This is a genomic window from Kocuria sp. KH4, assembly GCF_053711175.1.
Genome location: NZ_JBSJYX010000004.1, coordinates 127,631 through 142,574 on the forward strand (window position 1 = coordinate 127,631; position 14,944 = coordinate 142,574).

Annotated in this window: 9 protein-coding genes, 1 tRNA gene and 1 pseudogene; 9 read left to right on the top strand and 2 right to left on the bottom strand. The window is 71.9% G+C overall.

Features of this window, described 5'->3' with window-relative positions:
• The first annotated feature begins 108 nt into the window (after positions 1–108).
• Positions 109–2,694, top strand: coding sequence for a phage tail tape measure protein (locus ACWCOM_RS05020; protein WP_454547637.1), 2,586 nt, complete (start codon positions 109–111; stop codon positions 2,692–2,694).
• Between the two features lie 984 nt (positions 2,695–3,678).
• A pseudogene (locus tag ACWCOM_RS05025) lies at positions 3,679–3,784 on the top strand.
• A gap of 250 nt (positions 3,785–4,034) precedes the next feature.
• Here the strand turns inward: ACWCOM_RS05025 and ACWCOM_RS05030 are convergent.
• Positions 4,035–4,586: a MarR family winged helix-turn-helix transcriptional regulator gene (locus ACWCOM_RS05030; protein WP_454547638.1), complete on the bottom strand. Its 552-nt coding sequence runs from the start codon at positions 4,584–4,586 to the stop codon at positions 4,035–4,037.
• Positions 4,587–4,803: 217 nt separating this feature from the next.
• Here ACWCOM_RS05030 and bcp point away from each other — a divergent pair, with 217 nt between their 5' ends.
• The 6 genes from bcp (at position 4,804) to ACWCOM_RS05060 (ending at position 12,686) form a co-directional block, all read left to right on the top strand.
• The gene (bcp, locus tag ACWCOM_RS05035; protein WP_454547639.1) at positions 4,804–5,277 is read left to right on the top strand and encodes a thioredoxin-dependent thiol peroxidase; all 474 of its coding nucleotides are present in this window, start codon (positions 4,804–4,806) and stop codon (positions 5,275–5,277) included.
• 35 nt (positions 5,278–5,312) lie between these two features.
• Positions 5,313–5,396: transfer RNA gene (locus ACWCOM_RS05040), tRNA-Leu, on the top strand.
• A 105-nt stretch (positions 5,397–5,501) separates the two neighbouring features.
• A complete protein-coding gene (locus tag ACWCOM_RS05045; protein ID WP_454547640.1) occupies positions 5,502–7,100 on the top strand; it encodes an ABC transporter substrate-binding protein in 1,599 nt (532 codons plus the stop codon).
• A 118-nt stretch (positions 7,101–7,218) separates the two neighbouring features.
• On the top strand, positions 7,219–8,703 hold the full coding sequence (locus ACWCOM_RS05050; RefSeq protein ID WP_454547641.1) for a malate:quinone oxidoreductase: 1,485 nt from the start codon (positions 7,219–7,221) through the stop codon (positions 8,701–8,703).
• 163 nt (positions 8,704–8,866) lie between these two features.
• Positions 8,867–12,010, top strand: coding sequence for an efflux RND transporter permease subunit (locus ACWCOM_RS05055; RefSeq protein ID WP_454547642.1), 3,144 nt, complete (start codon positions 8,867–8,869; stop codon positions 12,008–12,010).
• A gap of 241 nt (positions 12,011–12,251) precedes the next feature.
• Positions 12,252–12,686, top strand: a complete 435-nt coding sequence (locus ACWCOM_RS05060; protein WP_454547643.1) for a MarR family winged helix-turn-helix transcriptional regulator — start codon at positions 12,252–12,254, stop codon at positions 12,684–12,686.
• A 14-nt stretch (positions 12,687–12,700) separates the two neighbouring features.
• Here ACWCOM_RS05060 and ACWCOM_RS05065 read toward each other — a convergent pair whose 3' ends face one another.
• On the bottom strand, positions 12,701–13,531 hold the full coding sequence (locus ACWCOM_RS05065; protein ID WP_454547644.1) for a transglutaminase-like domain-containing protein: 831 nt from the start codon (positions 13,529–13,531) through the stop codon (positions 12,701–12,703).
• Positions 13,532–13,703: 172 nt separating this feature from the next.
• Here ACWCOM_RS05065 and ACWCOM_RS05070 point away from each other — a divergent pair, with 172 nt between their 5' ends.
• Positions 13,704–14,819 carry a YihY/virulence factor BrkB family protein gene (locus ACWCOM_RS05070; protein WP_454547645.1) on the top strand — a complete coding sequence of 372 codons (1,116 nt, stop codon included), beginning with the start codon at positions 13,704–13,706 and terminating at the stop codon, positions 14,817–14,819.
• Positions 14,820–14,944: the final 125 nt, after the last annotated feature.

Below are 14,944 nucleotides of genomic sequence, written 5' to 3' on the forward strand. Positions count from 1 at the left end.
AGCGGGGCGGGCGCTCCACCCGGAGCGCCCGCCCTAGGCTGATAACGAGGCGCTGACAACCTGCGGGGACCCGACGAAAGGTCACACGACCAACACGCAGGAGGCATCATGTCAGACCAAATGATCGGTATCCGGGTGGGTGTGGACGATGACGCGTCCGGCCCCCTGGCGAACCTCACACAGGCGGCGGGACAGGCGCAGGAGGCGCTGGCCCTGCTGACCCGGCACGAGAAAGAGGGGGCCAAGGCCGCCCAGGACGCGGCCAAGGGCACCAAGCAGGCCACGGACGCCACGAGGGACCAGGGCCGTGCGCTGACGGAGACGGACAAGGCCATGGGCCGGTACCTGGACAAGGCGGGCCGGCTGCGGGAGGCCAACGGCAAGTACGCCAAGACGGGCAAGCAGGCGGAGCGGGCCACCCGGGACCAGGGGGACGCGCACGAGCGGGCCGGACGGCAGGCGGAGCAGCAGGCGCGGGCGGTGCTGCTGGCGGACCGCACCATTGGCGCGGCCATGGGGCACATGGCCAAGGTGGCCGACGATCTGGAGCGGGACTGGCGGGTGGCGTTCGGGCGCATGGACCGTGAGACGGGGGTGGTGGCGGAGGCACTGGAGCGTGCCCGCCCCCGGGTAGTGGCCACTGCTGACCGGATGGGACGGGAGGCTGGACGGGCGTTCGCTCAGCAGGTGGAGCGTGCCGTGTCCGGGCTGGACTCCACCCTGGGAAACCTTGGTGTGGCCGGCGGAGCGGCAGGCACCGGCCTTGCGTGGCTGGGACAGGACAACGCCGCCACCACCGCCGCTGCGTCCCTGCCGCCCGGGGTGGACGCGGACGACCTCAAGTCCTCCGCCCGGCAGCTCTACGGGGACGGGTACGGCACGTCTTTCGACCTGGTGACGCAGGCGCAGGTGTCCATCCTCTCCACGTTCGACGGGGTGCAGGTGGGATCACGGGACATGCAGGACCTCACCCGGGACGTCATCAACGTGCAGGACGCGTTCGGTATCGACCCCATGCAGCTGTCCACGTCCGCCGGTGTCATGGTCAACGCGGGTCTGGCCGGCGACCCCCGGGAGGCCATGGACCTGACCGTGGCAGCCCTGCAGAACACGCCCATGGGGTCCCGGGACGAGCTGCTGGAGGCCATGGCCGAGTACAGCCCGTTCTTCAAGTCCATCGGCCTGGACGGCAGAGAGGCGCTGGGCATCCTCGCGGAGTTCGGGCGGCAGGGTCCCATGGCTGTGGACAAGGCGGGCGACGCGCTCAAGGAGTTCGACGTGCGCGCCGGGTCCGCGGACGCCGCCCAGCTCAAGGCCCTGGGGTCCCTGGGTATCGACCAGGCGGACGTGTCCCGCCGCCTCCAGGCCGGGGACGCCACCGCTCTGCAGGACACGGTGGCCGCGCTGCAGGGCATCCCGGACGAGGCCCTGCGAGCGCAACGGGCCATGGAGGTGTTCGGCACCCCGCTGGAGGACCTGTCCACAGCTGAGGTGGGCACGTTCCTGAACACGGTAGCCACCGCCCCAGGCATCCTGGGTGACACCGCTGGCGCGGCGTACGGGCTGGACAGGGCGCTGGACGGAGACGGGCGGTCCTGGCAGGCGCTGCAGAACAGTGCCGTGACCGCGCTGGCGAAGCTGGGGGATGCCGCCGCGCCGGTGCTCGTGCCGATCATCGACATGCTGGGCAGCATGGCATGGCTGCTGGGGCCGGTAGCCGGGGCGCTCATGCTGCTGTGGGCGGGCGTCAAGGGGTACCGCGCCGTGACCGGGGTGCTGGGGTTCCTCTCCAGGATGGGTATTGGCCTGGGCGGGGTGGGCACCTCCGCCGGCGGGGCCAAGTGGGGGCTGCGCGGGCTGTGGGGCGTGCTCCGCGCCAACCCCTTGGGGCTGGCGGCGCTGGGCGTCTACGGGCTGGCCAAGGGGTTCGCATGGTTGTACGAGAACGTGGAGCCGGTGCGTACGGTCGTGGACGGCCTAGTGGACGTGTTCGGACGGGTGGACGAGAAGCTGCGGGACGTGGGCCAGTCCATTGAGGACCTGGTGCGTGACAAGTTCCCCCAGCTCCAGGGACCCATGGACAACATGGAGACCAACCTGGCCGGCATTGACGGTGGGTCCTGGCAGAAAGCCATTGACGGCACGTCCGTGGGCGGCAACCCCCTGTTCTCGTACGTGCAGGACAAGACGGGCCTGGGCGAGTTTGTGGAGGGCATCACGCCGTGGCGCACCAAGGGGGAGGCGCGGGCCATGGGCGGCACCGTGGGCACCACGTGGGGCGCGCTCCCCGGGTACTCCCCGGGCGTGGACAACCTCATGTTCACCACCTCCGTGCCCGGGGTGCCGTACCTGGCGCTGGGCGGCGGGGAGCACATCATGCGCCCGGAGGTGGACCGGGTGGCCGGCGGGTTCCTGGGCACGCTCAACCACGCAGCGGCCACGCACGGCACCTCCGGCGTCCGGCAGGTCCTGGCCCAGCCGGTGCTGCACCGGGCGACTGGCGGCCCCGTGGGTGCGCGCACCAGTGGCGGCGGAGCGGTAGGCGTCGCGGCAGCTCCGGTAGTCAACAACACGTGGCACCACCACATCACCATTGCCGGGGACATTCCCAACGCCCGGCAAAAGGCACAGGCACTGCGGCGGGAACTGGAGCGCGTGGAGGCGGAGCGAGCGCGGCGCAACTACGGGAGCTGACGGCCTCCCCTGGTGCGACAGGAACGACCCCCGGTGGGGAAACCTGCCGGGGGTCGCTCCATGGCTACTGACGCATTTCTCATAGCCTGAGTGCATGGAAATTCAACAGGCAGAACGGCGTGCGGTGGTCGTCGTCAGAAGAGTTCTGCTAGCCCTGCTTTTCATAGCCGTGCTCGTGGGCCTGTGCCTCTTCGCAGGAACGCTGGGAGGTGATGACTTGGACCGGGCGGGGGTTGTCACCGCTGCAGTCGCTGCAGGTGCTGGGGCATTGGCCGCGGGGGCCGCCTGGCGTACTGCCAAGTTGAGTGAACAGGCAGCCAAATACAGCGCCCTTACGGCTGAGAACGCTACCCAAGCGCTTGCCTTGGCTACACGGCCTGACCCTGGGTTCAACATTTCCATGTTCAGTCCGGGGAGTGTCTCCGATGGGACGGCGGCAATCACTTTGGAGAACCGGGCACAGTGGCCGCTAGTTGATCCCGTAGTCAGGTGGTCTTGTCGGGGTGGCGTTGAGGGGTCCCTGCACTTGTCCACGCGCCCGGGACGAAGCACCCCTTACGGGGGTTCGCTCGTGCATGCGGAGACTCCGATAGTCCACGAAATCACTGGTATCGACATAACACAGCCGGGGATCGATAAGGTCACGGTCGAGTTCGGGACTCAGTACGGGCCTCAACGCTGGACCGTCACTAAAGGTTTCATCTATGGGGCCCCGAAGTCAGACGGCCTGGGACCCGAATTGGTGGGCCAGATAGAACCGGTTGTTCGCGTCCTTGACGGTCCGTCGATTGCCCGCTGACCTCCGGGAGGCCTGTATCGATTCGGAGTCCGCAGCGGGGCACTGCTGGGCGCTCGTGGGGGCTGTGGACAACTAGTTGGACGGCCCGCTGTGAATCCGTGGGGTCCCACGAGCGCCCCACGCTTATCCCTCGAAAACGTTGATACGCGCCAACATGCCTGGCGCTAATGACGGCCTATTATTCCGCGCCCCACTAGGCCTAATGGCTATACCATGCAACGGGCCAACACCCCACGGAATGCGTCACTACTGTCCAATGGGTTCTCGGTTCGAGTCCGAGGGGGCGCACCACAGCAGAGGCCCTGCCGCGTCACAACGCGGCAGGGCCTCTTGTCGTTGCCGGCGCGGCGCCCCGGCCGCTTCCCGCCGGCCCGGGTCCGGTCACGGCCGGAGCGGTCCGGACACGACAGCACCCGGGGCGGCGGCTGCGCCCCGGGTGTTCCCGGCCGGGCCACGCCCTCGTGGCCCCGCCGGCGCGGCAGTGCGGACACGGCGGCGTCCGCGGGGCGCCCTCCCCCGGCCGAGGGCGGCGCCGACCGGCTCAGGGCGTGGTGTCGCCCTGGGGCACGGTCTCGCGCTCCGCCACGCCCTCCACCTCGACGTCCTGGTCGGCCGCGGGCGCGCCGGCCGAACCGGCGTCGGTGACGGTCCCGTCGGGCTCGACCCGCAGCTTCCAGCGGGCGCCGCCGAGGGTCGTGATGATGTCGGCCAGGGTGCGGCGCAGGCTCTCGTCGGTGAGCAGCCCGTCCCCGACGAGGTCGTCCTCGAGCTGCGTGGCGGCCTCGAGGATGCGCTGCCCCTCCGGGGTGATCGACACGAGGTGGCTGCGGCGGTCCCGCACGTTCTTCGAACGGGTGACGTGCCCGTGCAGCTCCAGCCGGTGCAGCGTCTTGCCCATGGTCTGCGCCTGCACCCGCACGCGGTGCGCCAGCTGGGCCTGGGTCATGCTCCCCGCGGTCTGCAGCACGTCGAGGGCCATGACACCCGCGTGGGTGACGCCGAGCGTGGCCAGGCGCTCGTTCCAGGCGTGCTCCACAAGACGTGCCGCCGTGGAGAGCAGTCTGTTGGTGGGCCATTGAGTCGTGAAAGGCATGAAAAGCAGTCTACCGACCCGGAACCCCGATTACAGCATCATGCTAAGCAAACTTATGAGCATTTCGCCGTGCGGGGACGCAGGGCCCGCCCGGGCAGCTCCGGGCGAGCCCTCGGCCACCGCCGGTAGTCTTCGGGGTCCGGGCACCGCCCGGACCGGCAGCACCGCACCGAACGACAATGCCCCGCACGACAACGCACGCACGGAGGAACTACTCATGGCAGCACGTCTCGAACCCGGCCGGAAGGCCCCCGACTTCACCCTGCCGGACGCGCAGGGCCGGCCCGTCTCGCTCGCCGACCTCCGCGGGCGCCGCGTGGTCGTCTACTTCTACCCGAAGGCCTCCACCCCCGGGTGCACCACCCAGGCGTGCGACTTCCGCGACAGCCTGGAGCGCTTCGCCGCGGACGGCTTCGCCGTCGTCGGCGTCTCCCCCGACACCCCGGAGGCGCTGGCCCGGTTCGCCGACGCCGAGTCCCTGACCTTCCCCCTGCTCTCCGACGCCGACCACCGGGTCGCCGAGGCGTACGGGGCCTGGGGCGAGAAGAAGAACTACGGCAGGACCTACGAGGGTCTCGTGCGCTCGACCGTGGTGGTCGGCCCCGAGGGGGACGTGGAGCTGGCGCAGTACAACGTCCGGGCGACGGGACACGTGGCGAAGCTGCGCCGCGACCTCGGGCTCGACGCCTGAGGCTAGGATGGGCGGGGGCCCGGAGGGGTCCCTCGGCGCGAGTGGTGGAACTGGCAGACACGCAGGATTTAGGTTCCTGTGCCCTGACCGGCGTGCGGGTTCGAGTCCCGCCTCGCGCACCCCACGGCCCCACCCGGGGCCCGAGCACGACCCGGCCGGCGTCGACCCGCACGGCGGCCTCCACGACCATCCCGCCGGCCGGACCGGCCGGCCACGAAGGACCCATGGCGCCCAGGCGAGTCCCCCGCACCGCGGCCGCCCTCGCGCTCTGCGCGGGGCTGCTCGCCGTGAGCGCGTGCGCGCCCGACGACGGCTCGCCCGACGCGACGGCCTCCCGCCCGGTGCCGCAGGCCACGTTCGTCTTCGCGAACGCTGCGGCGGCGCCCACCCTCGACCCGGCGGCGGTCAGCACCGTGGAGACCTCCCGGATCGCCGCGCAGATGCTGGAGGGCCTGGTGCGGGCGGACCCGTCCACGGGCGAGCCCGTGCCGGCGCTGGCCACGTCCTGGGAGCGCTCGGCGGACGGCCGGTCCTACGCGTTCGAGCTGCGCGACGGGGTGCGCTTCCACGACGGCACCGCGCTCGACGCGGACGCGGTCTGCGCGAACTTCGAGCGCTGGAAGTCCCTGGCCGACACCGGGCAGCGGACTCCCTTCGCCACGGTCTTCCGCGCGCCCGGCGGCGGGACCTCCTACGAGGACTGCACCGTGGAGTCCCCCTCCGCCCTGGTGCTGACCCTGAGCGCCGCGCGCACGCCCGTGCTGCGGGCCCTGACGCAGCCGGCGTTCGGCATCGCCTCTCCGGCGGCCCTGGCGGCCGGCACCCAGGAGACCCACCCCGTGGGGACCGGCCCGTTCCGCTACGAGTCCGGGGACGGCACGGGCGTGGTGCTCCGCGCCAATCCCGACTACTGGGGGGAGCTCGGGGACATCGGCACCCTCGAGTTCCGCACGGTCGCCGAGCCCGAGCTGCGCTACGTCGCCCTGCGCCTGGGCCAGGTGGACGGCTACGACCAGGTGGGCCTGGACTCCTTCGCCCCGCTGGCCCGGGAGGGCGTCCAGGTCTTCCAGCGGGACCCGTACTCGGTCTCCTACCTGGGCATCAACCAGAACGTGCCCCCGCTCGACGACCCGGACGTGCGGGAGGCGATCGCCGCGGCGGTGGACCGGGGCGCGATCGTGCGCGAGCACTATCCCGACGGCACCCGGGTCGCCGACCAGTTCCTCCCGGCGCGCTTCGCGATGGACGGGACGGACCTGCAGGTGCCCTCCTACGACCCGCAGCGGGCGCGGGAGCTGCTCGCGGAGTCCTCCTACGACGGGCAGCCGCTGCGCTTCTACTACCCGCGCCACACCTCCCGCACGTACATGCAGGAGCCCGAGAAGGTCTACGCCGACATCGCGGCGCAGCTGGTGCGGGCGGGGTTCGTGATCGAGCCCGTGCCGGTGGACTGGACGGACGGGTACGCGCAGCAGGTCCAGGACCCGGACGGCGACCACGCCCTGCACCTGCTGGGCTGGAACGGCGGCTACCGGGACCCCGACTACTTCATGGGGGCGCTCTTCGGCGGCCCGAGCGGCGAGTTCGGGATCGACAACGCCTCGCTGTTCCGGGCGGTCGACCGGGCCGCGGCGCTGCCCGACGGCGAGGAGCGCACCCGCGCCTACGCCTCGATCAACGACCGGCTCTCCCGTCTGCTGCCGGCCGTCCCCCTGGCCCACCCGATCTCCGCCGTGGCCGTCGACGACTCCGTCACGGCCTTCCCGCTGACCTCCACCGGCTACGAGGAGTTCAACCGGGTCCGCCTCGACCCCGCGCGCTGAGCCCGGCCGCCGTGCGCGCCCGGTGCCATTCGGGAATCGTCCGGGCGTGGCGTTAGTCTGAGTCCCGACCACTCACCGGCGCAGCGCCAGCGCCGGGCGTTCTACGGGAGCATCGACTGTGACATCACCTCAGGCAACGGAATCGACCGACGTCCTCCTGATCGGGGGCGGCATCATGAGTGCCACCCTCGGCGTGTTCCTCAAGGAGCTCGAGCCGCAGTGGGACATCACGCTGCTGGAGCGCCTGGACCAGGTCGGCGCGGAGAGCTCCAACGTCTGGAACAACGCCGGGACGGGCCACTCCGCGCTGTGCGAGCTCAACTACGCCCCGCAGGCCGCCGACGGCTCGGTGAACCCGGCAAAGGCGCTGAGCATCAACGAGCAGTTCCAGCTCTCCCGCCAGTTCTGGGCCTCCCTCGTGTCCGAGGGCAAGCTGCAGGACCCCCGCACCTTCATCAACCCCGTGCCGCACATGTCGCTGGTCTTCGGCGACGCGCACAGCGACTACCTGCGGCGCCGGTACGAGGCCCTCAAGCCGCACAAGCTCTTCGAGCGCATGGAGTACACCGAGGACCGCGACCGGATCGCCGGGTGGGCCCCCCTGACCATGCACGGCCGGGGCGCCGGGCGGGTGGCCGCCTCCTGGTCCCCGGAGGGCACCGACGTCGACTTCGGCGAGCTGACCCGGCAGCAGGTCGCGCACCTGCAGGCCCGCGGCGGCGAGGTCCGCTACGGCCAGCAGGTCGTGAACCTCGACCGGCAGAGCGACGGCACGTGGGTGGCCGAGGTCAAGAACCGGCTCAACGCCGAGGGCCACCGCCTGGTCCGGGCCAAGTTCGTGTTCGTGGGCGCCGGCGGCGGCGCCCTGCCCCTGCTGCAGAAGTCCGGCATCCGCGAGGCCAAGGGCTACGGGGGGTTCCCGGTCTCGGGCCTGTGGCTGCGCAACACCGACCAGGGCGTGGCCGCCCAGCACGACGCCAAGGTCTACGGCCAGGCCTCCGTGGGGGCCCCGCCCATGTCCGTGCCGCACCTGGACACCCGGTACGAGCACGGCCGGCGCGCCCTGATGTTCGGCCCCTACGGCGGGTTCAAGCCCAATTTCCTCAAGCAGGGCTCCTTCCTCGACCTGCCGCTGTCCGTGCGCCCGCACAACCTCTACCCCATGACCCGCGCCGGCCTGGCGAACCTGGACCTGGTGAAGTACCTGCTGAGCGAGCTGGCCAAGACGAAGGGTCAGCGCGTCGAGGCCCTGCAGCAGTTCTACCCGACCGCCGACGGCTCCCAGTGGGAGCTCGTCGAGGCCGGCCAGCGCGTGCAGGTGATGAAGCGGGACCCGAAGAAGGGCGGCGTGCTGCAGTTCGGCACCGAGCTCATCACCGCCGCCGACGGCTCCATCGCCGGTCTGCTGGGGGCCTCCCCGGGCGCCTCCACGGCCGTGCCCATCATGCTCAACCTGCTGGCCAAGTCCTTCCCGGGGCGGATCTCCGGGTGGGAGGCCCGCCTGAAGGAGCTCATCCCCTCCTACGGCGTCACCCTCAACGACCACCCGCAGCTCGCGGACGAGGTCATGGGCCGCACCGCCGAGGTGCTCGGCATCCGCTGACCCCCCGCCGCGCGGGCCACGGGCCCCGGACCGGTCGGTCCGGGGCTCGTGGCGTGCCCGGGGCCGGGCCCGGTCGGCCTGTCGGATTCCGGCGGTACGCTGAGGAGCGCCCGCTCCCGGCCTCCCCGGAGCGCCCTCGACCGCCCCTCTCCTAGGAGCACGCGTGTTTCTCCTCGCCCGCGCCTCAATGGCCAACCGCGCCCTGATCGTGCTCATCACGGTCTTCGTGGCCGTCTTCGGCGTGCTCAGCATGCGCTCCATGAAGCAGGAGCTCATCCCCTCCCTGGAAATCCCCGTGATCAGCGTGGTCTCGGTGATGCCCGGGGCCTCCGCCGAGGTGGTCGACGAGCAGGTGGGCCGGCCGCTGGAGCGGGCCCTGAACATCGTGGAGGGCCTGGAGGAGTCCACGTCCACCTCGCGCGGCGGGCTGTCCGAGATCCGGCTCGGCTTCGAGTACGGCACCGACCTGGACCGGGCCCGCAACCAGGTGGAGCGGGCCGTGTCCAACGTCGAGGCGCAGCTGCCGGAGGACGTCGAGCCCACCTCCTTCGCCGGGTCCGTCGCGGACTTCCCCATCGTCTTCCTCGCCGTGTCCTCCGACGAGGAGCTCAGCCGCCTGGCCGCGGACCTGGAGCGGCTCACGGTGCCGGACCTGCAGAAGATCGAGGGCGTGCGCTCGGCGGAGGTCAGCGGCGCCCCGGAGCAGGTCGTGTCCGTCCTGCCGGACCCGGCGGAGCTCGCCCGCGCCGGGGCCACCCCCGCCGACCTCCGCACCGCGCTGGAGGAGAGCGGCGGGCTCGTGCCGGTGGGCACGGTCGAGGACGGCGCCACGAGCGTCCCCGTCCAGGCCGGCTCCCCGCTGGACTCCCTCGACGCCGTGCGCGACGTCCCCCTCCCCCGCTCGGAGGAGGCGCCCGCGGGCGCCGGGACGACCACCATCGGCGAGGTGGCCACCGTGCAGCTCGCCGACCAGGAGCAGACCTCGATCACGCGCACCAACGGTGAGCCGACCCTCGCCGTGTCCGTCACGAAGACCCCGGACGGGGACACCGTGGGGATCTCCCGGGCCGTGGAGGAGATGCTCCCCGCCCTCGAGGAGGACCTGGGCGGCGGCGCCCGGATCACCACCGTCTTCGACCAGGCGCCCTACATCGAGCAGTCCATCGAGGACCTCACCGTGGAGGGCCTGCTGGGCCTGGCCTTCGCCGTCCTGGTCATCCTCGTGTTCCTGGCGTCCCTGCGCTCGACCCTGGTCACGGCGATCTCCATCCCGCTGTCCCTGCTGGCCACGTTCATCGGCATCAGCGCCCTGGGCTACTCGCTCAACCTCCTGACGCTCGCCGCGATCACGCTGTCCGTGGGGCGCGTGGTGGACGACTCCATCGTGGTGATCGAGAACATCAAGCGCCACTACGGGACGGTGGACCTGCGCACCGACCCCGCCAACGCGAAGCGCCGGGCCATCCTCACCGCCGTGCGCGAGGTCGCCGGGGCGATCACCGCCTCGACCCTGATCACCGTGGCGGTGTTCGTGCCGATCGCCTTCGTGGGCGACGTGACCGGGGAGCTGTTCCGGCCGTTCGCGCTCACCACGACCATCGCCCTGCTGTCCTCCCTGGTGGTGTCCCTGACGATCGTGCCGGTCCTGGCGTACTGGTTCCTGCGCGACCCGCGCCTGGCCCGGCGCCGCTCCCGCCCGGCCCGGACGGCGCCCTGGTCCTCCGCCGGCCCCGCGGCGCCGACCCGGATGGCCCGGGGCTACCTGCCGGTGCTGCGCGGCACCCAGCGGCACCCGTGGGCGACGCTCGGGGTGAGCGTGCTGGTGCTCGCCGGCACGGCCGCCCTGCTGCCCGTGCTGCCCACGAACCTGCTCGGGGACACGGGACAGAACACGATGACGATCGAGCAGGACCTCCCGGCCGGGACCGCCCTGGCCGTGACCTCCGAGCAGGCGTCCCGCGCCGAGGAGGTGCTGGCCGCGACCGAGGGCATCGAGGACGTCCAGGTCACCATGGGCACCGGCGGCGGCTTCTCCGCGTTCATGCCCGGCAGCGGCAGCAACAGCGCCACCTTCTCCGTCACGACGGACGCCGAGGTCGACCAGCAGCAGCTGCGCCGCACCGTGGGCGAGGAGCTGGACGCGCTGGACGGTGCCGGCGACTTCTCCGTGCAGGGCGCCCAGGGCTTCACCAGCAGCGATGTGGAGATCACCGTCAGCGCCCCGGATCAGGACACGCTGGTGGCGGCCGACAGCGCCGTGGTGGAGGCCGTGGGCGGGCTCGACTCCGCCGGGCAGGTGACGAGCAACCTGGCCGCGACCCAGCCCACCGTGGTCGTGACGGTCGACCGGGCCGCCGCCGCCGAGCGCGGGCTGACCGAGGAGCAGGTCACCGGGGCGCTGGCCGGAACGGTCAACCCCGTCCCGGCCGGATCCATCGACCTGGACGCCGACGCCGTGGCCGTGACCATCGGCGAGGGCCGCGCCGTGGAGGACGTCCGGGCCCTGCGCGCCCTGCCGGTGCCCACGGCCGACGGGACGGTACGCCTGGACGACCTGGCCGAGGTCGAGGAGACCCTCACGGTCGAGACCATCACCTCGAGCCGTGACCAGCGCACCGCCACGGTGGCCGTCACCCCCGCGGGCGACGACCTCGGCGCCACGAGCGCCGCGGTCCAGGAGGCCCTGGCCGGACTCGACCTCCCGCAGGGCGCGGCGGCCGAGCTCGGCGGGGCCGCCACCGAGCAGCAGACGACCTTCCGCCAGCTGGGCCTCGCGGTGCTCGCGGCCATCGCCATCGTCTACGTGGTCCTCGTGGCGACGTTCAAGTCCCTGGTCCAGCCCCTGATCCTGCTGGTCTCGATCCCCTTCGCGGCCACGGGCGCGGTGCTCGCGCTGCTCGTCTCCGGGGTGCCCCTGGGCCTGGCCTCGCTGGTGGGCGTGCTCATGCTGGTGGGCATCGTGGTGACCAACGCGGTCGTGCTGATCGACCTCATCAACCAGTACCGGGGGCGGGAGCACGGCATGGCGCTGGAGGACGCCATCGAGCGGGGCGCGACCCGCCGCCTGCGGCCCATCGTGATGACCGCGCTGGCCACCATCCTGGCCATGACGCCCATGGCGCTCGGGGTCACGGGACAGGGCAGCTTCATCTCCCAGCCCCTGGCCGTGGTGGTCATCGGCGGGCTGATCTCCTCGACCCTGCTGACCCTGGTGCTGGTCCCGGTGCTCTACCGCCTCGTGGAGGCCCGCAAGGAGGAGCGCCACCGGCGCCGGGAGGAGCGGATCACGGCGCTGGCCGGCGCGTGACACCCGCGCTCTTTCGTGGACATTCACGATAGGAAATACGGGTGTCCGCACACGTCCCGCGCGGCCGGCCGCGCCGACCGCCGGTCCATCGTGCCTGGTCACCGGGCAGGAAGGGGGCAGCCCCTCGGTGGGCCCCCACCGGCCTCGGCGGGGGGACCCCCGAAAGGGGGACACTCGGGCCCGGCGCGGCCATGTAACCGAGTCGTAGCATTAACGTGTGCCCCGCAGAGAAACAGACCGTGTGCAGAACAGCGCCGACGCCTGGGAGGCCCTCTTCAGGGCCCAGGTGACGGTCATGCGGCGCCTCCAGCGCCAACCCGAGTTCGCGGAGCTCTCGGCCCGCGAGTACGACGTCCTCTTCAACCTCTCGCGCTCCGACGAGTCGGGGATGCGGCTCAACGAGCTCAACGAGTACGTGCTGCTCACCCAGTCCAGCCTCAGCCGGATGCTCGAACGCCTGGAGCTCAAGGGGATGGTGCACCGGTGGCAGGACCCGCAGGACCTGCGGGGCCTGCGGATCCGGCTGACCGACACGGGCCGGGCGATGCAGGCGCAGATCGCCGAGCAGTTCCGGGTGCACGTGCACGAGCTGATGTCCGCCGGGCTCGACCCGGAGGAGCTGCGCATCCTCACCCGGCTGGCCGACCGCCTGCGGGAGGCCGTCACCTCCCTCTGACCGGCCCTGTCCACTCAGGCGGGCAGCGGAAGGACGATCCGGGCCCCGGGGTCCTCGGACGTGCCGGCGGTGGACTCCGCCGCGACCCGCATCTCCCCCAGCGAGATCCGGCCCTGCAGGGTGGTCAGGAACGCGGTCTCCGAGGCGTCGGCGCCGGTGGCGATCCGCACGAACTCCGACCGCGGGGCCAGTCCGGTGGCATCCAGGGTGTACCATGCGCCGTCGTGCCACGCCTCGACCACGGCGTGGAAGTCCATGGGGGACAGCCCGGGGGCGTAGACGGACACCAGACGGGCCGGCACGCCGAGGGACCGCAGCAGGGTGATGAGCAGGTGGGCGTAGTCGCGGCAGACGCCCTGGCGGGTCAGGTACGTGTGCACGGCGGTGTCCGTGGCCGCCGACGAGCCCGCCACGTAGTCCAGGTTCTCGTGCACCCAGTCCCGCACCCGCTGCAGCGTCGCGTAGCCCCCGCCGCGGGCCCCCGGGAACAGGGCGTCGGCGGTGCCGGCCATCTCGTCGGACGGGCAGAAGCGGCTCGGGCGGGTGTAGCGGACCACGTCCACGGACTCCGCCGCCGGCGCCGGGCCGCCCGCGCCGTCCAGGACCAGCTCGTAGGAGACGGTGCACTGCGTCCCGCCCGGCACGCGGGCCAGGTGCAGCCGGGTGCCGTGCAGGTCCTCGGCCGGCTCCAGCGGCAGCGGCTCCCCGTCGACGCGCAGCCGCAGGCGCTCGCCGGGGTGCGGGCCGCCGCCCAGGCGGGCGGCGGCGAGGGAGAACACCGCCAGGTGGTCGGTCTCGGACGCGAAGTCGACCTCCGCGGAGACGGTGCGCCGGGTGGTGGGCACGATGGGCCTCCTGATCAGGTGGGATGTCGGCCGGGCCCGCGGCCCGCCCGCACCATTGTCGCCCACGACACCGATGATCAGTACACTGATGCACGAGACCTCCCCCACACGCCCCCGCCGCCGGCCGGAGCCCAGGCGCTCCACCCGGCGGCCAGACCGAAGGACGTCCACGATGGCACAGGACACGACCCAGGACAGCCGGTCCAAGGAGCGGACGGCACCCGACCCCGAGGACCCCCGCAAGCCGGACAGCCCCACCGAGATCACCAAGCCCGCCTGGGGCTACGTCTTCAAGCGCGCTTTCTCCGAGTTCTCCAAGGACGACTGCACCGACCTCGCCGCGTCGCTGACGTACTTCGCGGTGCTCTCCCTCTTCCCCGCCCTGCTCGCACTCGTCTCCCTGCTCGGCGTGTTCGGCCAGGGCGAGGCGACCACGAACGCCATCACCACCTGGCTCCGCCAGTACGCCCCGGCAGACGTCACCAATCTGCTCGCCGGGCCGATCAACAACCTGACCACGCAGACCGGCGCCGGGCTGGCCCTGGTCACCGGTATCCTCGGCGCCCTGTGGACCGCCTCCGGCTACACCGGGGCCTTCGGCCGGGCGCTGAACCGGATCTACGAGGTGGAGGAGGGCCGCCCCGTCTGGAAGCTGCGGCCGATGAACATCATCGTCACCCTGACCCTGGTGATCATCGTGGCCGTCATCCTCGTGGCGCTGATCGTCTCCGGCGACATCGCCCGGGCCGTCGGCGACCTCATCGGGCTCGGCGAGACCGCCGTCACGGTGTGGAACATCGCCAAGTGGCCGGCCGTCATCGCCCTGGCCGTGCTGCTGCTGGCCGTGCTCTACTACTTCACGCCGAACGTGGAGCAGCCGAAGTTCCGCTGGATCAGCGTCGGCTCGCTGGTGGCGCTGATCGTCGCCGCCGTCGCCGTCGCCGCGTTCTCCTTCTACGTCAGCAACTTCTCCTCCTACAACGCCACCTACGGGATCATCGGCTCGGTCATCGCCCTGCTGCTGGGGCTGTGGATCGTCAACAACGTGCTGCTGCTCGGCGCGGAGGTCGATGCCGAGGTGGAGCGCGGGCGCCAGCTCCAGGGCGGGATCAAGGCCGAGGAGACCATCCAGCTCCCGCCGCGGGACACCCGCCAGGTCGAGAAGAAGGAGAAGAAGGAGGAGAAGCTCGTGGAGGCGGGGCGCAAGCTGCGCCTGGAGCACGAGCACCTGGACTACTCGTCCGACGACTCCGGGACCTCGGACCGGGGCGGCTCCTCCGCGTCCTGATCCGCGACACCGCACCGCAGGGCTCCGGAGGCCCCGCGCACGCCGCAGCGGCGGCCCCGTGGCTCGACCAGCACGGGGCCGCCGCTGCGGCGTTCCCGGGCCTCGCGCCCGGCCCCGGTGCGCCC